This is a genomic window from Streptomyces cyaneochromogenes, assembly GCF_003963535.1.
GTDB lineage: Bacteria > Actinomycetota > Actinomycetes > Streptomycetales > Streptomycetaceae > Streptomyces > Streptomyces shaanxiensis.
On sequence record NZ_CP034539.1, the window covers coordinates 8,288,926 to 8,311,169 of the forward strand.

Annotated in this window: 24 protein-coding genes; 21 read left to right on the forward strand and 3 right to left on the reverse strand. The window is 71.4% G+C overall.

Features of this window, described 5'->3' with window-relative positions:
* Window positions 1–34: 34 nt before the first annotated feature.
* From EJ357_RS37450 to EJ357_RS37545, 21 genes are all read left to right on the forward strand, one after another.
* Window positions 35–1,123 (forward strand): NADH-quinone oxidoreductase subunit B family protein, encoded by a 1,089-nt coding sequence (locus EJ357_RS37450; RefSeq protein ID WP_126396102.1) that lies wholly within the window; start codon window positions 35–37, stop codon window positions 1,121–1,123.
* 90 nt (window positions 1,124–1,213) lie between these two features.
* Window positions 1,214–2,998, forward strand: coding sequence for a nickel-dependent hydrogenase large subunit (locus tag EJ357_RS37455; protein WP_126396103.1), 1,785 nt, complete (start codon window positions 1,214–1,216; stop codon window positions 2,996–2,998).
* Window positions 2,995–3,513: a hypothetical protein gene (locus EJ357_RS37460; protein WP_126396104.1), complete on the forward strand. Its 519-nt coding sequence runs from the start codon at window positions 2,995–2,997 to the stop codon at window positions 3,511–3,513. Before EJ357_RS37455 ends, EJ357_RS37460 begins: the two co-directional genes overlap by 4 nt.
* Entirely contained in the window at window positions 3,510–4,139 is a 630-nt protein-coding gene (locus tag EJ357_RS37465) for a DUF5947 family protein (RefSeq protein ID WP_126396105.1), read from the forward strand. The genes EJ357_RS37460 and EJ357_RS37465 overlap by 4 nt, the downstream gene beginning before the upstream one ends.
* Complete coding sequence (locus EJ357_RS37470) at window positions 4,136–4,819, forward strand: DUF6084 family protein (RefSeq protein WP_126396106.1); 684 nt, start codon at window positions 4,136–4,138, stop codon at window positions 4,817–4,819. The genes EJ357_RS37465 and EJ357_RS37470 overlap by 4 nt, the downstream gene beginning before the upstream one ends.
* Window positions 4,816–6,231, forward strand: a complete 1,416-nt coding sequence (locus tag EJ357_RS37475) for a hypothetical protein (protein ID WP_126396107.1) — start codon at window positions 4,816–4,818, stop codon at window positions 6,229–6,231. The genes EJ357_RS37470 and EJ357_RS37475 overlap by 4 nt, the downstream gene beginning before the upstream one ends.
* The gene (locus EJ357_RS37480; protein WP_126396108.1) at window positions 6,228–6,755 is read left to right on the forward strand and encodes a hydrogenase maturation protease; all 528 of its coding nucleotides are present in this window, start codon (window positions 6,228–6,230) and stop codon (window positions 6,753–6,755) included. Before EJ357_RS37475 ends, EJ357_RS37480 begins: the two co-directional genes overlap by 4 nt.
* 11 nt (window positions 6,756–6,766) lie before the next feature.
* Entirely contained in the window at window positions 6,767–6,880 is a 114-nt protein-coding gene (locus EJ357_RS50835) for a DUF6893 family small protein (RefSeq protein ID WP_384778025.1), read from the forward strand.
* A 141-nt stretch (window positions 6,881–7,021) separates the two neighbouring features.
* Entirely contained in the window at window positions 7,022–7,420 is a 399-nt protein-coding gene (gene hypA / locus EJ357_RS37485; RefSeq protein ID WP_126396109.1) for a hydrogenase maturation nickel metallochaperone HypA, read from the forward strand.
* A gap of 3 nt (window positions 7,421–7,423) precedes the next feature.
* Window positions 7,424–8,254 (forward strand): hydrogenase nickel incorporation protein HypB, encoded by an 831-nt coding sequence (gene hypB, locus EJ357_RS37490; protein WP_126396110.1) that lies wholly within the window; start codon window positions 7,424–7,426, stop codon window positions 8,252–8,254.
* Window positions 8,251–10,608, forward strand: coding sequence for a carbamoyltransferase HypF (hypF, locus tag EJ357_RS37495; protein ID WP_126396111.1), 2,358 nt, complete (start codon window positions 8,251–8,253; stop codon window positions 10,606–10,608). The genes hypB and hypF overlap by 4 nt, the downstream gene beginning before the upstream one ends.
* Before the next feature lie 32 nt (window positions 10,609–10,640).
* Entirely contained in the window at window positions 10,641–10,955 is a 315-nt protein-coding gene (locus tag EJ357_RS37500; RefSeq protein ID WP_126396112.1) for a HypC/HybG/HupF family hydrogenase formation chaperone, read from the forward strand.
* Complete coding sequence (gene hypD, locus EJ357_RS37505; RefSeq protein WP_126396113.1) at window positions 10,952–12,082, forward strand: hydrogenase formation protein HypD; 1,131 nt, start codon at window positions 10,952–10,954, stop codon at window positions 12,080–12,082. The genes EJ357_RS37500 and hypD overlap by 4 nt, the downstream gene beginning before the upstream one ends.
* Window positions 12,075–13,154 carry a hydrogenase expression/formation protein HypE gene (hypE, locus tag EJ357_RS37510; RefSeq protein ID WP_126396114.1) on the forward strand — a complete coding sequence of 360 codons (1,080 nt, stop codon included), beginning with the start codon at window positions 12,075–12,077 and terminating at the stop codon, window positions 13,152–13,154. The genes hypD and hypE overlap by 8 nt, the downstream gene beginning before the upstream one ends.
* A gap of 613 nt (window positions 13,155–13,767) precedes the next feature.
* Entirely contained in the window at window positions 13,768–14,019 is a 252-nt protein-coding gene (locus EJ357_RS37515) for a hypothetical protein (RefSeq protein WP_126396115.1), read from the forward strand.
* Complete coding sequence (locus EJ357_RS37520) at window positions 14,016–14,384, forward strand: helix-turn-helix domain-containing protein (RefSeq protein ID WP_126396116.1); 369 nt, start codon at window positions 14,016–14,018, stop codon at window positions 14,382–14,384. The genes EJ357_RS37515 and EJ357_RS37520 overlap by 4 nt, the downstream gene beginning before the upstream one ends.
* A 150-nt stretch (window positions 14,385–14,534) precedes the next feature.
* A complete protein-coding gene (gene uraD / locus EJ357_RS37525; protein ID WP_126396117.1) occupies window positions 14,535–15,044 on the forward strand; it encodes a 2-oxo-4-hydroxy-4-carboxy-5-ureidoimidazoline decarboxylase in 510 nt (169 codons plus the stop codon).
* A gap of 15 nt (window positions 15,045–15,059) precedes the next feature.
* On the forward strand, window positions 15,060–15,452 hold the full coding sequence (gene uraH, locus EJ357_RS37530) for a hydroxyisourate hydrolase (protein ID WP_126396118.1): 393 nt from the start codon (window positions 15,060–15,062) through the stop codon (window positions 15,450–15,452).
* 7 nt (window positions 15,453–15,459) lie between these two features.
* On the forward strand, window positions 15,460–16,407 hold the full coding sequence (gene pucL / locus EJ357_RS37535; protein ID WP_126396119.1) for a factor-independent urate hydroxylase: 948 nt from the start codon (window positions 15,460–15,462) through the stop codon (window positions 16,405–16,407).
* A 132-nt stretch (window positions 16,408–16,539) separates the two neighbouring features.
* Window positions 16,540–17,916 (forward strand): 8-oxoguanine deaminase, encoded by a 1,377-nt coding sequence (locus tag EJ357_RS37540; protein WP_126396120.1) that lies wholly within the window; start codon window positions 16,540–16,542, stop codon window positions 17,914–17,916.
* 80 nt (window positions 17,917–17,996) lie between these two features.
* Window positions 17,997–19,553 carry a nucleobase:cation symporter-2 family protein gene (locus tag EJ357_RS37545; RefSeq protein ID WP_267132819.1) on the forward strand — a complete coding sequence of 519 codons (1,557 nt, stop codon included), beginning with the start codon at window positions 17,997–17,999 and terminating at the stop codon, window positions 19,551–19,553.
* On the opposite strand, the gene EJ357_RS37550 is transcribed toward EJ357_RS37545, so the two are convergent.
* From EJ357_RS37550 to EJ357_RS37560, 3 genes are all read right to left on the reverse strand, one after another.
* Window positions 19,519–20,121, reverse strand: a complete 603-nt coding sequence (locus tag EJ357_RS37550) for a 3'-5' exonuclease (RefSeq protein ID WP_126396121.1) — start codon at window positions 20,119–20,121, stop codon at window positions 19,519–19,521. The two genes, EJ357_RS37545 and EJ357_RS37550, sit on opposite strands and share 35 nt — an antisense overlap.
* Window positions 20,122–20,255: 134 nt before the next feature.
* Entirely contained in the window at window positions 20,256–20,705 is a 450-nt protein-coding gene (locus EJ357_RS37555) for a spore-associated protein (RefSeq protein WP_126396122.1), read from the reverse strand.
* 73 nt (window positions 20,706–20,778) lie between these two features.
* Window positions 20,779–22,215: an MFS transporter gene (locus EJ357_RS37560; RefSeq protein WP_126396123.1), complete on the reverse strand. Its 1,437-nt coding sequence runs from the start codon at window positions 22,213–22,215 to the stop codon at window positions 20,779–20,781.
* Window positions 22,216–22,244: the final 29 nt, after the last annotated feature.

Below are 22,244 nucleotides of genomic sequence, written 5' to 3' on the forward strand. Positions count from 1 at the left end.
GCCTTCATCCCTTACCTCCCCGGGAGGCGGTCTCATGACTGAGGCGACGCCGGACACGGTCGGCGCTGCGCGCACCACGGGCACGCCCGCCGACGAGACACCCACGATCCACATCCTCTGGATCAACGCGGGTCTGAGCTGCGACGGCGACTCGGTCGCGTTGACGGCCGCCATGCAGCCGAGCATCGAGGAGATCGTCCTCGGCGCGCTGCCGGGCCTGCCGAAGATCGCCGTCCACTGGCCGCTCATCGACTTCGAGTGCGGCCCGGTCGGCGGTGCGGACACGTTCATCGAGTGGTTCTTCAAAGGCGAGCGGGGCGAGATCGACCCGTTCGTGCTGGTCGTCGAGGGGTCCGTCCCCAACGAGGCGATCAAGCCCGAGGGCTACTGGTGCGGCTTCGGGGACAACCCGGAGACCGGCCAGCCCATCACCACCAGCGAGTGGATCGACCGGCTCGCGCCCAAGGCCCTGGCCGTGGTCGCCATCGGCACCTGTGCCACGTACGGCGGCATCCACGCGATGGCCGGCAACCCGACCGGCGCGATGGGCGTCCCGGACTATCTCGGCTGGGACTGGAAGTCCCAGGCCGGCATCCCCATCGTCTGCGTCCCCGGCTGTCCGATCCAGCCCGACAACTTCGCCGAGACGCTCACCTACCTGCTCTACCAGGCGACCGGCGCCGCCCCGATGATCCCGCTGGACGACAAGCTGCGCCCGACCTGGCTGTTCGGGGCCACCGTGCACGAGGGCTGCGACCGGGCGGGCTACTACGAAGAGGGCGAGTTCGCGGAGTCGTACGACTCACCGAAGTGCCTGGTCAAGATCGGCTGCTGGGGCCCGGTGGTCAAGTGCAACGTCCCCAAGCGCGGCTGGATGAACGGCATCGGCGGCTGCCCGAACGTCGGCGGCATCTGCATCGCCTGCACCATGCCCGGCTTCCCTGACAAGTTCATGCCGTTCATGGACGAGCCCCCCGGCGCCAAGGTGTCCAGGACGGGCAGCAGCGTCTACGGCGCCGTGGTCCGCAGGCTGAGGACGATCACGGCCCGCACGGTGGACAAGGAGCCCAAGTGGCGCCGTACCGGAGAGCGGATCACCACCGGCTACCGGCCGCCCTGGTGACGCCCCGCCACCCCTGATCCACCACGGCTTCGCGCACCCCCTGGCACACAACCCGAACCTCCCGCACGACGAAGGGCACGGCAAAAGACGATGGCAGCGAGGACGAAGGCGGCCGGCGACGGCAGCGGCCTGGTGGAGATGTCCTGGGACCCGATCACCCGGATCGTCGGCAGCCTGGGCATCCACACGAAGATCGACTTCAAGCAGAAGCGGGTCGCGGAGTGCTACAGCACCTCGTCGGTCTTCCGCGGCTACAGCGTCTTCATGCGCGGCAAGGACCCGCGCGACGCCCACTTCATCACCAGCCGCATCTGCGGGATCTGCGGCGACAACCACGCCACCTGCTCGGTGTACACGCAGAACATGGCGTACGGCGTGAAGCCCCCGCACCTCGGTGAGTGGATCATCAACCTCGGCGAGTCCGCCGAGTACATGTTCGACCACAACATCTTCCAGGAGAACCTGGTCGGGGTCGACTACTGCGAGAAGATGGTCAAAGAGACCAACCCCGGCGTCCTCGAACTCGCCGAGCGCACCGAGGCCCCGCACGCCGCGGAGCACGGCTACCGCACGATCGCCGACATCATGCGCTCACTGAACCCGCTGGAAGGCGAGTTCTACCGCGAGGCGCTCCAGGTGAGCCGCTACACCCGGGAGATGTTCTGCCTCATGGAGGGCCGCCATGTGCACCCCTCCACGCTCTACCCGGGCGGCGTCGGCACGGTCGCCTCCGTGCAGCTCTTCACGGACTACATGAGCCGCCTCATGCGGTACGTGGAGTTCATGAAGCGGGTCGTGCCCCTGCACGACGACCTGTTCGACTTCTTCTACGAGGCCCTGCCCGGGTACGAGGAGGTCGGCCGCCGGCGTGTCCTGCTCGGCTGCTGGGGCGCGCTCAACGACCCCGAGTACTGCGACTTCACCTACGCCAACATGACGAACTGGGGCCGGCGCATGTTCGTCACGCCCGGCGTCATCGTCGACGGCAAGCTCGTCACCAACGACCTCACCGAGATCAACCTCGGCATCCGCATCCTGCTCGGCAGCTCCTACTACGAGGACTGGCAGGGCCAGGAGCAGTTCGTCACCCAGGACCCGCTCGGCAACCCGGTGGACCCGCGCCACCCGTGGAACCAGCACACCATCCCCGCCCCGCAGAAGCGGGACTTCGACGACAAGTACAGCTGGGTGATGTCCCCGCGCTGGTTCGACGGCAAGGACCACCTCGCCCTGGACACCGGCGGCGGCCCCATCGCCCGCCTGTGGTCCACCGCCCTGTCCGGGCTCGTCGACATCGGGTACGTCAAGGCAACCGGCCACAGCGTGGTCATCAACCTGCCCCGCACGATGACCAAGCCCGAGACCACCTTCGAGTGGAAGATCCCGGAGTGGAGCAACGCGCTCGAACGCAACCGCGCGCGCACCTACTTCCAGGCGTACGCCGCCGCGGTCGCCCTGCACTGCGCGGAGATGGGCCTGGAGGAGGTCCGGGCCGGACGCACCCAGACCTGGGAGAAGTTCGAGGTCCCGGACGAGAGCATCGGCTGCGGCTTCACCGAGGCCGTCCGCGGCGTCCTCTCCCACCACATGGTGATCCGCGACGGCAAGATCGCCAACTACCACCCCTACCCGCCGACCCCCTGGAACGCCAGCGTGCGTGACAGCTACGGCACCCCGGGCCCGTACGAGGACGCCGTGCAGAACACCCCGATCTTCGAGGAGAACTCCCCGGAGAACTTCAAGGGCATCGACATCATGCGCACCGTCCGCAGCTTCGACCCCTGTCTGCCCTGCGGCGTCCACATGTACGTCGGCGGCGGCAAGACGGTGAAGAGCCTGCACATGCCCACCGGCCTGAGCGGACTGGGCGGATGAGCGCGACGACGACGGCGCGGCCGGTGTCCGCGGAGGAGACCGGCCGCCGGGTCGAGGAGGTGCTCGACCGGCTGACCGCGAACGGCGACCCGGCCGTCGCCGCCGCGGCCGAGGAACTCGTCCGGTCCCTCATGGACTACTACGGCTCCGGACTGGCCCGCGCCCTCCACCTGCTGTCGGCCGCGCCCGGCGACCCGCTGGCACGGCTCCTCGGCGACGAACTCGTCGCGAGTCTGCTCGTCCTGCACGACCTGCACCCCGAGGACCGCGACACCCGGATCGGCCGCGCCCTCGACAGCGTGCGCGAGCACGACCTGGACGTCGTGGGCTTCGACGAGGACAGCGGCACCCTGACGCTGCGGGCGGCCGCGGCGGGCGGCGGCTGCGGCTGTGGCTCCGGCGCGGGCGCCCGCGAGGCCGCTCAGGCGGCGCTCGCCTGTTTCGCACCGGAGGTCAGGGCCGTCGAGGTGGAGTCGGCGCCGGCCCTGTTGCAGATCGGGACGAAGACCCGGTGACCGCGGCCACGGTCGGCCTGCGGAGATTCCTCACCGAGCGTCCGCCGCAGCCCGAGCGGTGCGAACTGTGCGCGGTCGTGGTGCCCGAGGACCACCGCCACATGGTCGACACCGAGAAGCGTGCCCTCGTCTGCGTCTGCACCGCCTGCGCGGTGCTCATGGAGCGGCCGGGGGCTGCCGCGGGCCGCTTCCGCGCGGTCCCGGCCCGCTACCTCACCGACCCCGGCCACCGCCTCGACGAGCGGGCGTGGGAGGCGCTGCGGATCCCGGTCGGCGTCGCCTTCTTCTTCCGCAACGCGGCGCTCGACCGGCTGGTCGCCCTCTACCCCAGCCCGGCGGGCGCCACCGAGAGCGAACTCGAACCGGACACCTGGACCGAGGTCCTCGGCGGCAGCAAGCTCGCCGCGCTCCTCGAACCCGACGTCGAGGCGCTCCTGCTGCGCCGCACCGACGGCCGGGTCGAGTGCCACCTCGTCCCGATCGACGTCTGCTACGAACTCGTCGGCCGGATGCGCCTGTTGTGGCAGGGCTTCGACGGCGGCGCCGAGGCCCGGGCCGCCCTGGACGCCTTCTTCGCGGACGTCCTGCGCCGAGCCCGGCCCCTGGACGAGGCGGAGCGGCCGTGACGGGGTTCACCTTCGCCTGCACCGGCGTCCGCGCCGACCGGTACGCCGCCGGACCGACCCTCGTCTTCCGGCTGCGCGTCACCGCGTCCGGCGACACCCCTGTGCACGCCCTCGCGCTGCGCTGCCAGATCCGCATCGAACCCGCCCGCCGCGGCTACGCCCGTGCCGAGGCCGACGGGATCACGGACCTCTTCGGCGAGCGCTCCCGCTGGGGCGCCACGCTCCAGCCCGTGCAGTTCGCGCAGGTCCCGCTGATGGTCTCCGCGTTCACCGGCGAGACCGAGGCCGACCTCGTCGTCCCCTGCACCTACGACACGGACATCGCCGCGCCCCGCTACCTGGACGCCCTCACCGACGGAGAGGTCCCGCTGCTGATGCTGTTCTCCGGGACGGCGTTCACCGGAAGCGGCGGCTTCCAGGTGGAGCCCGTGCCGTGGGACCGCGAGGCGGCCTTCAGGATGCCGGTCGCCACCTGGCGGGAGGCCATCGAGCAGCACTTCCCCGGCTGCGGCTGGATCCGGCTGCCCCGCGACATCATGGACGCCCTCCTCGCCTACCGCTCCCGGCACGCGCTGCCCTCCTGGGAGGCGACGCTGAAGGCGCTGCTCGACACGGCCGCCCCGCCGGGAAACGACCCGCTGCGCGCGCTCACCGCCACCGTCGGAAGGACCGATCCGTGACCGCCCCCGCGTTCGCCCCCGAGACCGAGGAGCGCCTCGCCCTCGCCCGGCAGGTGGCCGACGCCGTGCTCTTCGAGGGCTACGTGCTCTACCCGTACCGCGCCTCGGCCGCCAAGAACCGGCTGCGCTGGCAGTTCGGAGTGCTGGTGCCGCCCGCCTGGGGCGCCGAATGCGAGGAGCACGACTTCCAGCACACGGAATGCCTGATGGAACCGAAGCAGGGCGCGACCCTCGCGGTCGAGGTCCGCTTCCTGCACGCCCGGCGCCGCACCGTGCAACGCGTCCGGCCCGACGGCGACTTCGAGACCGTGTCCGAACTCCACCTCGATGACCGGGTGCTGGTGCCCTGGGACGAAGGAGCCGAGGAACGCGTCGAGTTGGTCGCGCCGGTCGGACAACTGCTCGGCGACGGGATCGAGTTCCCCTTCCGGAGACAGGCCGCCGAGGACACCGAGCCCGTCCTGGACGCGGCAGGCCGGACCGTGGGCCGACTGGTCCGGCGCAGCGCCGAGGTCAGCGGGGTGGTGCGGCTCTCCGCCCGCGAACTCGACGGCCCCTACCGGACGATGCGGCTCACCGCCGTCGTCGAGAACACCACCCCGTGGGCGCCCCCGGAGGACGGAGCCGCCGACCGGGACGCGGCGCTGCCGCACTCCCTGGTCGCCACCCACCTCCTCATGGCCCTGGACGCCGGCTCGTTCCTGTCGATGACCGATCCCCCCGAGTGGGCGAAGGCCGCCGTCGCCGCCTGCCGCAACCTGCACACCTGGCCCGTCCTCGCCGGCGAACCCGGCCGTACGGACCTGGTGCTCTCCTCGCCGATCATCCTGGAGGACCACCCGGCCATCGCCCCCGAAAGCCTGGGTGCCCTCTACGACGCCACCGAGATCGACGAGATCCTCGCCCTGCGCACCGCCGCCCTCACCGACGAGGAGAAACGCGAGGCCCGCGGCACCGACGCACGGGCCGCCGCGGTCATCGACCTCGCGGACTCGATGCCGGCCGAGGTGCTGGAACGCCTGCACGGCGCGGTGCGCGGCCTGCGGGAAGTCACCGGGGAGTCCGCCGGATTCCCCGACGAGTTCGCAGTGCAACGCCCCGACACGCCCTGGTGGGACCCGGCGAGCGACGCGGGATTCGACCCGGAGCACGACCGGGTCATGGTCGACGGCCGGTCCGTCGGCAAGGGCAGCCGCGTCGAGCTGCGCCCCGGCCTGCGGCACACCGACGCCCAGGACCTGTTCCTCCAGGGCCGCGCCGCGACCGTCGAGGCGGTGCTGCACGACGTCGACGGCGCGGTGCACCTCGCCGTGACCGTCGACGGCGACCCCGGCGCCGACATCCGACGCGAGCAGGGCCGCTATCTGTACTTCCAGCCGGACGAAGTCGTACCACTGGAGGATCCCCGATGACACGGACGCTCGTGGCCGGCATCGGCAACATCTTCCTGCGGGACGACGGCTTCGGCGTGGAGACCGCACGCCGGCTGTCCGAACGGCCCCTGCCCGCACACGTCGAGGTCGTCGACATCGGCGTACGCGGCGTGCACCTCGCATACCAGCTCCTCGACGGCTACGACACCCTCGTCCTCGTCGACGCCACGGCACGCGGCGAGGCCCCGGGCACGCTGTACGTGATCGAGTACGACGGTCCCGGCGCCGGTGACGGCGGCGATGCCGCTCCGGCGATCGACGGCCACCGCATGACCCCCGACACCGTGCTGGCGCTGCTGGACACCCTCTGCGCCGGCACGGGCGGGCAACCGCCGGAGCGTGTCCTGATCGTCGGATGCGAACCGGCCTCGATCGACGAGGGCATGGGGCTCAGCGCACCGGTGTCCGATGCCGTTCCCCGGGCCGTTCGGCTGATCGAAGAGTTGTTGCAGGGCGGCGAGCCGGCTGTCGCACAGGCACCGGGCGCCGAGGCTTCGACATGAGGAGAGACGGGATGAAGAAGATCATCGCTGCCGGGGCCGCCGGTGCCGCCATGGCGGCTGCGGCCGCCGTCGCCGCGCAGGTGCTGCCCGACCTCAGGCGCTACCTGCGGATCCGCCGGATGTGAACCACTGGCCGCAGGGCGACCGCCGGGTGCGCTCCGCCTTGCGTCGAACGGCGTACCCGGCACCCCGGCCTCGGCGTGCCGGGCCGTCGCTTGCGGGGCGCGTGTCTCTAATGAAGACCGGCCCCGGGAGGACGAGGACCCATGCACGAGATGTCCGTCGCGCTGGCCGTGATCGACCAGGTGGAAACCGCCGCCGCACAGACCCCGGACGTCACGGCGGTGCGTTCGGTACGGCTCAGGGTGGGCGAACTGGCCGGTGTCGTACCCGACTCCCTCGCCTTCTGCTTCGAACTCGCCTGCGCCGGAACCCTGCTGGAAGGCGCCGAGCTGGTCACCGAACCGGTGCCCGGACGGGCCCGCTGCACGCCCTGCGCGCATGAATGGGCCGTCGGCATGCCGCCCAGCCTGACCTGCCCGGAGTGCCAAGGCGCCGACGTCGAGCTGATCTCGGGCCGGGAGCTGCGGATCGCCGACGTGCGGTGGGAGGACGGCGACCCCACACTCGCGGCCACCCCTGTACCGATCGCCGAGGAGTGCTGAACCATGTGCCGTGTCGTCGACCTGCAGCAGGCCGTGCTCGCGAAGAACGACGCGACCGCCCACCTCCTGCGCACCCACCTCCACACCCGGGGCACCACGGTCGTCAACCTGCTGTCCAGCCCCGGCAGCGGCAAGACCGCGCTGCTGGAAGGCGAACTGCTGCGGGCCCGGGAGCGGTCCGTGGCGGTCGCGGCGCTCAGCGCCGACCTCGCCACCGAGAACGACGCGACGCGGCTGGCACGTTCCGGAGTTCCGGTCAAGCAGGTGCTCACCGACGGGCTGTGCCATCTGGAGGCGGCGATGCTCGCCGGGCACCTGGACGGATGGCTGCCCGACGACACCCGGCTGCTGTTCGTGGAGAACGTCGGCAACCTGGTCTGCCCCGCCTCCTACGACCTGGGGGAGACCCTGAGGGTCGTCCTCGCCTCCGTGACCGAGGGCGAGGACAAGCCGCTGAAGTACCCCACCGCCTTCGGACTGGCCCATCTGGTCATGGTCACCAAGACCGACATCGCCGAGGCGGTGGAGTTCGACGAGCGCGCCTTCCGCGCGAACGTGGAGCGGGTCAACCCGGGCGTGGAGGTGGTCCTGACCTCGGCACGGCGGGGCCGGGGCACCGGCGCACTGCTCGACCGCGCGCTCGCCGCGGCCGAGGGCGCGCCCCTGCACACACCGGTCATGGCCCGCCGGGCGGACGCCGGTCACACGCACGCCCACTCGGGCGCGGCGGAGTCCGGTCACACGCACGCACACACGGGCGCCGAGGGCGCCGGCCACGCACACGTACACACGGACGCGGCTGACGCCGTCGCCCCGGCCGCCCCTCGCTCGTGAGCGCTCCGGCACAGGCCGCCGTCGCCGCGGACCCGCCGAACCGCCGTCGGGTGGTCGTGCGGGGCGTGGTGCAGGGCGTCGGCTTCCGGCCGTACGTGTACGGCCTCGCCACCGAACTCGCCCTGGTCGGACACGTGACCAACACGCCGGAGGGCGTCGTCGCCGAGGTCGAGGGCACTGCCTCGGCCGTGGCCCGCTTCTGCGACCGGCTCGCGGTCCAGGCACCGCCGCTGGCCCGCGTGGAGTCCGTCCACCACCAGGAGCTGCCCGCCGCCGGGGGCGAGGCGTTCACCATCCTCGCCTCCCGCACCGGCGGCCCGGCCCGCACCCTGGTCTCCCCGGACACCGCCACCTGCGCCGACTGCCTCGCCGAGCTGGCCGACCCGGCCGACCGGCGCCACCGCCACCCCTTCGTCAACTGCACCCACTGCGGGCCGCGCTTCACCATCGTCACCGGCGTGCCGTACGACCGGGCGAACACCACGATGGCCGGGTTCCCGATGTGCCCCGACTGCGCCCGCGAGTACGGCGATCCGGCCGACCGGCGCTTCCACGCGCAGCCGGTCGCCTGCCCTTCCTGCGGACCCCGGCTGCGCCTGATCGTCCCGGGGGCCGGGAGCGCCGCCGGGGAGGACCCGGTCACCGAGGCCCGCGCCCTGCTCGCCCGCGGCGCGATCCTCGCCGTGAAGGGACTTGGCGGCTACCACCTCGCCTGCGACGCCACCGACGACACCGCGGTCCGTCTGCTGCGCCACCGCAAGGCGCGGGGCGACAAGCCGTTCGCCCTCATGGCGAGGAGCGCGGGCGAGATCGAGCACCTCGTCCGGCTGGGACCCGAGGAACGGAGCCTCCTCGAGGGCGCCGCCCGGCCCGTCGTCCTGCTGCGCAGGCGCCCGGACCCGTCGTACCCCGCGGGGGCGGCGCGACCCGCCGAGGCCGTCGCGCCCGGCAGCCCCGACCTCGGTGTGATGCTGCCGTACACGCCCGTGCACCATCTCCTGCTCGGGCTGCCCGGCGACCCGGTCGGCCCCCGGCTGCTCGTCATGACCAGCGGCAACCTCTCCGGCGAGCCCATCGTCACCGACGACGCCGAAGCCCTGGAGCGACTCGCGCACCTGGCCGACGCCTGGCTCACGCACGACCGGCCGATCCACGTGCCGTGCGACGACTCCGTGGTCCGCGTCTGCGACGGAGAGCCGCTGCTGATCCGGCGCTCACGCGGCTACGCCCCGCTGCCGCTCGCCCTCCCGCTGCCCGTCCGCCCCGCCCTCGCCGTCGGCGGCGACCTCAAGAACGCCTTCTGCCTCGGCGAGGGGCGGCAGGCCTGGCTGTCGGCGCACATCGGCGACATGGACGACCTCGAAACGCAGGGCGCCTTCGAACGCGCCGTGCGGCAGCTGGAGTCCATCACGGGTGTACGGCCGAAGAGCCTGGCGGGCGACCGGCATCCCGGTTACCGCTCCGCCGGGTGGGCCGACCGGAACGCGGCCGGCCGGACCGTCGTACGCGTCCAGCACCACCACGCCCACATCGCCGCCGCGATGGCCGAGCACGGGCTGGACGGCACCCGGCCGGTGATCGGCGTCGCCTTCGACGGCACCGGCCACGGCGACGACGGCGCCGTGTGGGGCGGGGAGTTCCTGCTCGCCGACTACGACCGCTTCACACGGTTCGGGCATCTCGCGTACGTCCCCCTGCCCGGCGGTGACACGGCGGTGCGCAGGCCGTACCGGATGGCGCTGGCCCAACTGCGGACGGCCGGGCTCGCCCTATCCGCCGACCTCGCGTGTACGGCCGCCTGCCCGCCGGACGAACTGCGGCTGCTGGAACGGCAGTTGGAGCGCGGCCTGAACTGCGTCCCCACCTCCAGCATGGGCCGGCTCTTCGACGCCGTGTCCTCGCTGGCCGGGGTCTGCCACGTGGCCGGCTACGAGGCGCAGGCCGCCGTGGAGCTGGAGGGCGCCGCACTGCGCGCGCCCGCCGGGGACACCGTCGCGTACCCCTTCGAGCTGCGGGGCGGCGACCCCGTGCGCGCCGACCCGGCGCCTGTCTTCGCGGCGATCGTCGCCGACCTGCGGGCGGGCGTCGAACCGGCACTGGTGGCGGCCCGCTTCCACCGCGCCGTGACCGCACTGGTGCGCCGGATGTGCCTGCGGGCGCGGGAGCGGTACGGGCTGGACACGGTGGCCCTCACGGGCGGGGTGTTCGCCAACACGCTGCTCTCCTCGGCCTGTTCGGCCGGCCTGCGCGAGGACGGCTTCACGGTCCTGCGGCACCGCCTGGTGCCACCCAACGACGGCGGCCTGGCGCTGGGCCAGCTGATGGTGGCCGCCCGCAAGACGACCCACGACTGAGCGACCCGCGACCCCACAGCGAGGAGAGGCCCATGTGCCTGGCGGTACCCGGCAGAGTGCTGGACATCGAGGAACGCGACGGCACCCGGATGGCCGACGTCGATTTCGGCGGCGTGGTCAAGGAGGTGTGCCTGGAGTACCTGCCGGACCTCCAGGTGGGCGAGTACGCCATCGTGCACGTCGGGTTCGCCCTGCAACGGCTGGACGAGGACTCGGCGAAGCAGACGCTGGAGCTCTTCGCCGAACTCGGCATGCTCCAGGAGGAGTTCGGCGACGCCTGGGAGATGGCGGCGGCGGAGGCGGGAGTGGAACCGGTGGAACCGGTGGAAGGGGCGCGTGGCCAGTGAAGTACATCGAAGAGTTCCAGGACCCGGAGCTGGCCCGCCGGCTCCTCGACGACATCCACGCCACGGTGACCAGGCCGTGGGCGCTGATGGAGGTGTGCGGAGGACAGACGCACAGCATCATCCGGCACGGCCTCGACCAACTCCTGCCGAAGGAGGTCGAGTTGATCCACGGACCCGGCTGTCCCGTCTGCGTGACCCCGCTGGAGGTCATCGACAAGGCGCTGGAGATCGCCTCCCGGCCGGAGGTGATCTTCTGCTCCTTCGGCGACATGCTGCGCGTGCCGGGCACCGGCCGGGACCTGTTCCAGGTGCGCGGCGAGGGCGGCGACGTACGCGTCGTCTACTCACCGCTCGACGCCCTGCGGGTGGCGCAGCAGAACCCCGACCGCGAGGTGGTGTTCTTCGGCATCGGCTTCGAGACGACCGCGCCGCCCAACGCCATGACGGTCCATCAGGCCCGCAGGCTGGGCATCAGGAACTTCAGCATGCTGGTCTCCCACGTCCGCGTCCCGCCCGCCATCGCGGCGATCATGTCCTCGCCGCGGTGCCGGGTGCAGGGCTTCCTCGCGGCCGGGCACGTGTGCAGCGTGATGGGGGTGGAGGAGTATCCGGAGCTGGCGGAACGCTTCCGGGTGCCGATCGTCGTGACGGGCTTCGAGCCGCTCGACATCCTCGAAGGCGTACGCCGGACCGTACGGCAGCTGGAACGCGGCGAGCACACCGTCGACAACGCCTACGCCCGCGCCGTCCGGGCCGAGGGCAACCCGGCCGCCCGGGCCATGCTGGAGGACGTCTTCGAGGTCACCGACCGTGCCTGGCGGGGCATCGGGGTCATCCCCGACAGCGGCTGGCGGCTGTCGCCGAAATACCGCGACCACGACGCCGAGCACCGCTTCTCCGTCGAGGGGATCCGGACCGAGGAGCCGGCGGAGTGCCGCAGCGGGGAGGTCCTGCAGGGCCTGCTCAAGCCGCACGAGTGCGAGGCCTTCGGCACCCTGTGCACCCCTCGCACGCCGCTGGGCGCCACGATGGTCTCCAGCGAGGGCGCCTGTGCGGCGTACTACCTGTACCGGCGGCTGGACGTGCCCGCCACCGCGAAGGCCCGGGAGGCGAGCCCCGTTGTCTGACACGACCGATCTCCCCGCCCCGTCCCTCGACGTCGAAGGGTGGACGTGCCCGGCCCCCCTGCGCGACCGGCCCCGCGTCGTCATGGGCCACGGCGGCGGCGGAGCCCTCTCCGCCGAACTCGTCCAGCAGATCTTCGCCCCTTCGTACGGCGGCGAGGCGCTCTCGCAGATGGGCGACGCGGCCGTGCTCTCCCTGGGCGGAGCACGGCTGGCGTTCTCCACGGACTCCTATGTCGTACGGCCGCTGTTCTTCCCCGGCGGCAGCATCGGCGACCTGGCGGTCAACGGGACCGTCAACGACCTCGCCATGAGCGGGGCCCGGGCCGCCTACCTCTCCTGCGGGTTCATCCTGGAGGAGGGCGTCGAGCTGGACACGGTCACCCGGGTCGCCGAGGCGCTGGGCGCGGCCGCGCGCACCGCCGGGGTGGAGGTGGCGACCGGGGACACGAAGGTGGTGGAGGCCGGGCACGGCGACGGGATCTACCTCAACACGGCCGGCATCGGTGTCGTCCCCGCGGGCGTCGACCTGCGTCCGCAGCGGGTCGTCCCCGGCGACGTCGTGATCGTCAGCGGCGCCATCGGCGTCCACGGGGTGGCGATCATGAGCGTCCGTGAGGGCCTGGAGTTCGGGGTCGAGATCGAGAGCGACTGCGCGGCGCTCGGCGGCCTGGTCGAGGCCATGCTCGCGGTCACCCCGGATCTGCACGTGCTGCGCGATCCCACCCGGGGCGGCCTCGCGGCCTCGCTCAACGAGATCGCGGCGGCGTCCGGCGCGGGGGTGGTCATCCGGGAACGCGACGTCCCCGTGCCGCCCGCCGTGGCCAACGCCTGCGCCATCCTCGGCCTGGACCCCATGTACATCGCCAACGAGGGCAAGCTGGTGGCCTTCGTCCCACGCGAGCACGCCGACGCCGTACTGGCCGCGATGCGGGCCCACCCCCTGGGCACGGACGCCGCGATCATCGGCGAGGCCGTCGACTCCCACCCCGGCATGCTCGTGGCCCGAACCGGCCTGGGCGGAACCCGCGTGGTCGACCTGCCCCTCGGGGAGCAGCTGCCGCGGATCTGCTGAACCGGGAGGCGGGCGGCGGGGTGGCCGGCGGTCGGGGCGGTGGGGCAGCCGGCCGTCCGGGCACCGCGCCGTGGGCGTGCCGGGACACCTGCGTCGGCAGGGTGTCGGTTCGCGGTCGGCTCCGTCGGTGAGGGGTGTGGCGCCGGCAGGCTGGGGCCATTGGGCAGGCGGGCGGCGGCGCATCGGTGGCGGTGTCGCAGCGGTCGTCGGTGAGGGTGAGGTGGAGCGCGGCGCGTCGGTGCAGGGGGGTGGATCGGCGGTGGATGCCGGGTGGGGCTGCGGGGCTGGGTGGCCGACCGGTGGGGTGCGCAATCGAGGGAGTGGGTGGGCCGCGGTGCCCGCGTCCGCCGGGTGTCGGTTCGCGGCTCGGAGTGGTGGAGCCACGTGGTGTGAACGGTGCTCAAGTGATGTCTCTCGAACCCGTCAGGTGGGTCCTGCGTCGGCTACAGTCGCAGCTGGGCGGACGACCCGGCTCCGCCGCCGTGAAAGTGATCGGCCTGCGGTGCATCGTGGCCCTGGTGCTGTCGATCGGTGCCTCCTGTAGAGCCCTGATGTGCCCTCGCGGTGGGCAATCCGGCTGAAGTGCAGGTCAGAGGGGTGTCATGGGGGCAGCATGCGATTGAGAGTGGAGTTCACCACCGAACCCTTCGACCTCGACGAGGCGCCCGCGCACGCGCTGGTGGCCCGCGAGGTCATCGAGGCGGCCGAGCTCGACGAGGTGGACGTCGGCCCGTTCGGCAACACGGCGGAGGGCGGTGCCGACGCCGTGCTCACCGCCCTGGACGCCCTGCTGCGCAAGAGCCTGGAGGCCGGCGCCACCCGGATCTCCCTCCAGGTCAATGTGATCGGGGAGGGCGAGCAGTGACCGGCACCGGCGAGGAGCCCTTCATCGCGGCCGTGAAGCCGCTGGTCGACGCCATGGGCGGGGAGATAATCGCGCCGGACGAGGCCGGCCCGGAGGACGTCGTGCTCTCCTGGGACGGCGCCGACGTCCTCGCCGTACGCCTGCCCCAGCTGGCCGACTCCCTGGACCACATCCTGGCCGCCATGGAGCGCCGCAAGGGCAAGCCGCTGGCCGATCTGGACCGCAAGGCCAAGCAGGAGGTCGTGCGGATACTCGAGGCGCGCGGCGCCTTCTCCGTGCGGCACGGCGTGGAGACCGTGGCGAGCGCGCTCGGCGTGAGCCGCTTCACGGTCTACAACTACCTCAACCGTGAGAAGAACGCCTGAGGCAACGGGCCATGAGGACACGTGGGCGGCCCGCCCGGTTTCGTTACCGCGAATTTTCAACAAAGTGTTGACGTCTCGTCGTCGTAGGGCGTTAGCTAGCGGCACGCCCGTTCAGTACGAAGGCCGCCCGCCGCGGCCACGGAGGCTCCCGTGACGTCGTATTCCACGCCCCCGGGCCTGGCCCGGTTCAACGCCCTGGAGGAGCACGCGGCCCACGCCGCTCTCCACGAGGCGTGCGCCTCCACGGCGTGGGGGAAGCGGCTGCTCGCCGCCCGCCCCTACGCCACCGCCGACGACCTCTACGCCGCAAGCGACGCCGCCACGGCCGAGCTGACCGCCGAGGACCTGGCCGAGGCCATGGCCGGGCACCCGCCGATCGGCCGCCCCAAGCCGGGCGACCCGACCTCGGCCCGGGAGCAGCGCGGCATGGCCGGCGCCTCCGAGGAGCTCAAGGCGGAGATGCTCGAACTCAACCTGGCCTACCAGGACCGGTTCGGCCATGTCTTCCTGATCTGCGCCACCGGCCGCACCGGCGAGCAGATGCGCGACGCGGTCAAGGAACGGATCGGCAACTCGCCGGAGCAGGAGCGGGAGATCGTCCGTGTCGAACTGGGCAAGATCAACCGTATCCGGCTCGCCCGCCTCGTCGAAGAAGACTGAAGAGGACGCCTGACCATGAGCACCAGCACCACCGCCTCCGTGTCCACGCACATCCTGGACACCAGCATCGGCCGCCCCGCCGAGGGCGTCGCCATCCAGCTCGCGGCCCGCAGCGGCCGCGACGCGGACTGGCAGGCGCTCGGCGGCTCCGCGACCGACGCGGACGGGCGGTGCAAGGACCTCCCGGCGCTGCCGGAGGGGACCACACACGTACGGCTCGACTTCGCGGTGGAGCCGTATTTCGAGAAGAAGCAAGCCGATGCGCAGCAGGACGCCCCCGCGAATCGGGACAGCGGTGCCGTGTTCTTCCCCGAGGTGGCGATCACCTTCGCCGTGAAGCCCGGGGAGCATTACCACGTACCGCTGCTGCTCAACCCGTTCGGCTACTCCGTTTACCGAGGGAGCTAGCAGACACATGACACTCAATTCCCGCCCTGCCCGCCCTGTGATCCTGGGACAGAACCAGTACGGCAAGGCCGAGAACCGAGTCGTAAAGATCACGCGGGACGGCGCCACCCATCACATCAAGGACCTGAACGTGTCCGTCGCGCTGAGCGGCGACATGGAGGAGGTCCACTACTCCGGCTCCAACGCCAACTGTCTGCCGACCGACACCACCAAGAACACGGTGTACGCGTTCGCCAAGGAGTACGGCATCGAGTCGGCCGAGCAGTTCGGCATCCACCTCGCGCGCCACTTCGTGACGTCGCAGGAGCCGATCAAGGTCGCCCGCATCCGGATCGAGGAGTACGCCTGGGAGCGCATCGCCGCCTCCGACGCCAACTCCCAGTTCATCGGCGCGGACGAGGTCAAGCACTCCTTCGTCCGCAAGGGCCAGGAGATCCGGGTCACGCAGATCACCTACGACGGTGAGAAGTGGGAGGTCGTCTCCGGCCTCAAGGACCTCATCGTGATGAACTCGACCAACTCCGAATTCTGGGGCTACGTCAAGGACAAGTACACGACCCTCCAGGAGGCGTACGACCGCATCCTGGCCACCCAGGTCTCGGGCCGCTGGCGGTTCAACTGGACCGACGACGAGCAGCGGATGCCCAACTGGGAGAAGTCCTACGAGCAGGTGAAGAAGCACATGCTCCAGGCCTTCGCCGAGACCTACTCGCTCTCGCTCCAGCAGACCCTGTACCAAATGGGTTCGCGGATCATCAACAACCGCAGCGAGATCGACGAGGTCCGCTTCTCCCTCCCGAACAAGCACCACTTCCTGGTGGACCTGGAGCCGTTCGGGCTGAAGAACGACAACGAGGTGTACTACGCCGCCGACCGGCCCTACGGCCTGATCGAGGCGACCATCCTGCGGGACGGCTGTGAGCCGAAGATCCCGGTGGACCTCACCAACCTGTAAGCAGGCAACTCCCTTTCGGCACCCGCGGCCGGCGGGCCGGGCTGTGAAGGCCCACCGGCCGCGGTACTCAAATTCCCAGGGTCCTGCCGTGCCCTCTCCAACCCGGCACCCCCTCAGGGAAAGGGACGAATCATGGCAGCAGCCCAGCGCATCGTCATCGAGAACTGTTCGATCGCGACAGTGGACGCGAACGACACCGAGTACGCCACGGGCCATGTCGTCGTCGCGGACAACCGCATCGAGTCGCTCGGCGCGGGCAGGGCTCCCGAGGGCCTGGAGAACGTCGTACGCCGTATCGACGCCACCGGGCACCTGGTGACCCCCGGCCTGGTCAACACCCACCACCACTTCTACCAGTGGATCACCCGCGGCCTGGCCACGGACCACAACCTCTTCGACTGGCTCGTCGCCCTCTACCCGACCTGGGCGCGCATCGACGAGCCGATGGTGCGCTCCGCCGCGCAGGGCTCGCTGGGGATGATGGCCCGCGGCGGTGTCACCACCGCCATGGACCACCACTACGTCTTCCCGAAGAACTCCGGCGACCTGTCCGGTGCCATCATCGGCGCCGCCCGTGACATGGGGGTCCGCTTCACCCTCGCCCGCGGCTCCATGGACCGCAGCGAGAAGGACGGCGGGCTGCCGCCGGACTTCGCCGTCGAGACGCTCGAAGGCGCGCTGGCCGCCACCGAGGAGACCGTCAAGGAGCACCACGACGCCTCCTTCGACGCGATGACCCAGGTCGCCGTCGCCCCGTGCTCCCCCTTCTCCATCTCCACCGAGCTGCTCAGGCAGGGTGCCGAGCTCGCCCGCCGCCTCGGCGTGCGCATGCACACCCACGGTTCGGAGACCGTGGAGGAGGAGAAGTTCTGCCACGAGCTGTTCGGCATGGGCCCGACCGACTACTTCGAGTCCACCGGCTGGCTCGGCGAGGACGTGTGGATGGCGCACTGCGTCCACATGAACGACTCCGACATCGCCGCCTTCGCCCGTACGAAGACGGGTGTCGCCCACTGCCCGTCCTCCAACGCCCGCCTCGCGGCCGGTATCGCCCGCGTCCCCGACATGCTCGCGGCCGGCGTCCCGGTCGGCCTCGGCGTCGACGGCACGGCCTCCAACGAGTCCGGCGAACTCCACACCGAGCTGCGCAACGCCCTGCTCATCAACCGCCTCGGCGCCCACCGCGAGGCCGCCCTGAACGCCCGGCAGGCGCTGCGCCTCGGGACGTACGGCGGCGCCCAGGTCCTCGGCCGCGCCCGGGAGATCGGCTCCCTCGAGCCGGGCAAGCTGGCCGACTTCGTGCTGTGGAAGCTGGACACCCTCGCCCACGCCTCCATCGCCGACCCGGTGACCGCACTGGTCTTCGGCGCGGCGGCGCCGGTCACGGCGTCGTTCGTCAACGGCCGCCAGATCGTCGAGGACGGCCGGCTGCTCACGGCCGACGAGGACGCGATCGCCCGCTCGACGCGGGAGGAAGCGCAGCGGCTGGCGAGGATCGCCGCGCAGTAACTTCGTACCGCCGTACGGCACTTGATCTCCGGCCAGGAGGGACGGCTCCCGGCCGGTAGCCGTGGACCCGAGCGGGGTCCATGGCGGCCGTCGCCGGGGCGCGTGTTGGACGCACGCGCCCCGGAACGGTCTCCGTTTCCCCCAGAACGGGCCCGTCCCCGGTCCCGCACGACCACTTGCACCACCTCCAAGAACCCGCGTCAGAGCCGACGTGTTCAACCGACCGGAGGAGAGCCGCAGTGTCCGCCCAGAAGTCCGCTCACCCAGTCGACGAGAAACTCCCCGCCCTGAAGATGGCGACCACCGGTCTTCAGCACGTGGCCGCCATGTACGCGGGAGTCGTCGCCCCACCCCTGATAGTCGGCGCGGCCATAGGCCTGTCCGCCACCGAACTGACCTTCCTCACCGGCGCCTGCCTCTTCACGGCGGGCCTCGCCACCTTCCTCCAGACCCTCGGGATCTGGAAGATCGGCGCCCGGCTGCCGTTCGTCAACGGCGTCACCTTCGCCGGCGTCGCCCCCATGACCGCGATCGCCGCCTCCACCGAGGACAAGTCCGACGCGCTGCCGATCATCTTCGGCGCGGTCATCGTCGCCGGCCTCCTGGGCTTCCTCGCCGCCCCGTTCTTCAGCAAGGCCGTGCGGTTCTTCCCGCCGGTCGTGACCGGTACGGTCATCACGCTGATCGGCATCTCCCTGCTGCCGGTCGCCTTCGGCTGGGCGCAAGGCCCCAACCCGGCGGCGGACGACTACGGTTCGGCGACGAACCTGGGCCTGGCGGCCGGGACTCTGCTGATCGTCCTGCTCCTGCGCCGCTTCACCCGGGGCTTCGTCAAGCAGATCGCCGTACTGCTCGGCCTGGTCATCGGCACGCTGATCGCGATCCCGTTCGGCGTCACGGACTTCGGCCCGGTGGCGGACGCGGACGTCATCGGCTTCCCCACCCCGTTCCACTTCGGCGCCCCGCAGTTCCAGCTCGCCGCGATCATCTCGCTGTGCGTGGTGATGGTGGTGTCGATGACCGAGTCGACCGCCGACATGCTGGCGCTCGGCGAGATCGTCGAGCGCCCGGCCGACGAGAAGACCATCGCGGCGGGCCTGCGCGCCGACACCCTGGGCTCGGCGATCAGCCCGCTCTTCAACGGCTTCATGTGCAGCGCCTTCGCCCAGAACATCGGCCTGGTCGCGATGACGAAGATCCGCAGCCGGTACGTCGTCGCCGTGGGCGGTGGCTTCCTGGTGCTGATGGGCCTGTGCCCGATGGCCGCGTCGCTCATCGCGGTCGTACCGCGCCCCGTGCTCGGCGGCGCGGGCGTGGTCCTCTTCGGCTCGGTGGCCGCCAGCGGCATCCAGACCCTCGTCCGGGCCGGCCTGGAGAAGGACAACAACGTCCTGATCGTCGCCGTCTCGCTGGCCGTCGGCATCGTCCCGATCACGGCGCCGGAGTTCTACCACGCCTTCCCGGAGACGGTGCGGATCGTGCTGGACTCGGGCATCTCGACCGGGTGCGTTGCGGCGGTGGCGCTGAACCTCGTCTTCAACCACCTGGGCAGGAGCGGCGACGCCCAGGACGTGACCCATCCGATGGAGGCAGGGGAGGAGATCACCGGGGCGACCCGGGCCCCGGCCACGCCATGAGGTTGGCGAACAGCTCGGCCTGCTCGATGGCGTCGTCCAGCGCATGGTGGGTGTGACGGCGCCTCGACAGCAGTTCGCGCGGCATGGTGCCCTTGGCCACGGCCCGCAGCGGCAGCCCGGCCTTCGTCGCGTACAGCGTCTTCATGTCCAGGCAGCCGGAGTGCCCGAAGGGACTCGCACCGGTGAAACGGATCAGATACCAGTACAGGAAGGTCCAGTCGTAGGACGCCGGATAGCCGGCCATCACCGGCTGGGCGCCCGCGCTCACCTCGCGCACCCAGGCGGTGAACTCGGTGAGCGCGGCGGCCGGTTCGGTGCCCTCGGTGCGGAGCCGCTCCCGGTCCAGGCCGCTCACCGCCAGCGCCTCGGGCACGAACTCCTCGCTGATCGGCCGGAGCTCACGGTAGAAGGTCCGCTGCTCGGGATCGGCCGGGGTGAACCCGTCGGCGTCCTGCACCCCGGCGACCGCCGCGCCCATGCTCAGCATGGAGTACGGCCCCGGGATCGGGCCGTCCGCCTCGATGTCGACGGAGATGTAGAGGCTGGCTTTGACACGTCGTGCGGCCATGGAGCGGGAGCTTCCCAGGTGACCGGGGCTTCCCGCATCCGAATTCCGCTCGCCGGCCTCTCCCGGCGGCACGCGTTCGCCCTGGCGGAACTCCGGGAGTCCTGCCAGGGCGACAGTCGTGGCGCCGTGCCGGGTCAGCGGGTGTAGGTGACCCGGTTCTCCTTCAGGGAGCCGCAGTTGGAGCCCGTCACCTGCACGTACACGTTGCTGATGTGGCCGCCCCAGTCGACGCAGTGGCCCTTGCCGTAGACGTAGGTCGGTCCGGCGTACGACGTGTACTGACCCCAGTCGTCGTCCCCTTCCTCGGTGTCGGGGACGTAGACCCACGCGGACATCTCCCGGACGGTGCCCGGGTTGGTGCGGATGGTCGCCACACAGTTCTCGCCGTTGGAGGCGTTGTACGTCAGATAGACGGTGCCCAGCGAGCCGACCGGCGCCGAGTTGACGGTCTTGTAGCCGCTTCCGCAGACCTTCTGCGGGGTGGTGTTGGGCGCGGCGGAGGCGGGCGCCGCGAGGGCGGCCGTGGTCCCCACCGTCAGGGCCGCTAACGCGGTGGCGGACAGTGCAGAACGGATCAATCGCATATTTCCCCCTAGTGACCATTGCGGGTGGTTGCTCCTGCATGGTGTGACCCGCGGGGTATGCGAATGGTTGCGCTCAGTTCTGCCGCTTCCTCAGCACCGCCGCCGCCAGCACCAGCGCCCCCACCGCGACCACCGTTGCCACCCGGAACGCCAGTTGATAGCCCTCCGCCGTGGCCGCCACCAGTTCCGCGCCCCGGTCGAGCAGCCCCTCGGTGCGGCTCGCCGCCAGGACGGACAGTGCCGCCAGCCCCAGCGAACCGCCCACCACCTGCGTGGTGTTGAACAGCCCCGACGCCAGCCCCGCGTCCTGCGCGCGCGCCCCCGCCATCGCGAGCCCGGTCAGCGCGGGCATCGCGGCGGCGAAGCCGGTGGCCAGCAGAAGCAGCGGCGGGAGGACGTCCGTGACGTACGAGCCGTCGACCGGTGCGCGGCTCAGCAGAGCCATTCCGGCGACGATGAGCGCCAGCCCGGCCAGCAGTACGCGGTAGGCGCCGAAGCGGCCGACCGTCCTCGCCGACAGGCCCAGCATCAGCACCCCGATGGCGACCGGCGCCGGCAGGAACGCCGTGCCGGTGAGCAACTCGCCGTAGCCGAGGACCCGTTGGAGGTAGAGCGCGCCGATGAACTGGAAGCCGTACATCGTCGCGATCATCAGGATCTGCACCGCGTTGGCCCCGCTCAGCAGCCGGGAGCCGAACAGGCGCAGCCGCAGCAGCGGACGCGTGGCCCGCGCCTGGCGCAGGGTGAACGCCGTGAACAGGGTGAGGGCCAGGGCCGCCAACAGGAGGGTGGTGGTGAGGTCGCGGTCGCCCGCGCCGACGATGGCGTACACGGTGAGCATCAGCGCGGCGGTGACCAGCGCCGCGCCCGGGTAGTCGGCGCCCTTGCCGAGCCCGGCGCCGCGGTCCGGCTCCAGCACCCGCACGGCCATGATCAACGCCCCGATGCCGATGGGGAGGTTGATGAGGAAGATCCAGTGCCAGTCGAGGAGCTCGGTCAGCGCCCCGCCCAGAAACGTCCCGAGCGCTCCGCCCGCCGCGCCGACCGCGCTGAACACCGCGATGGCGCGGGCCTGTTCACGCGGCTCCGGGAACATTGCCACCAGCATGCCGAGCACGACGGCCGAGGTCATCGCTCCGCCCACGCCCTGCAACGCGCGTGCCGCGATCAGCATGCCCTGCGCGGTCGCCACCCCGCACAGCACGGAGGCCGCGGTGAACACGGCGAGCCCCGCCGTGAACATCCGCTTGCGGCCGATCAGATCGCCGAGCCGCCCGACGAGGAGGAGTAGACCGCCGAAAGGGATCAGATAGGCGTTGACGACCCAGGCGAGGCCCGGCCCCGAGAAGCCCAGGTCGCTCTGGATGGCCGGCATGGCGACCGTGACGATGTTGCCGTCCAGGATCGTCATCAGCGTCCCCGCGCACAGGACGACGAGGGATGCCTGGCGGGAGTAGGTTCGCTGCGGCGGGTGGGGTGTGCGCGTCGGGGTCTCGACGATGGCCGTCATGGCGGCGCTGCCTCCGGGTTCTCCAATGG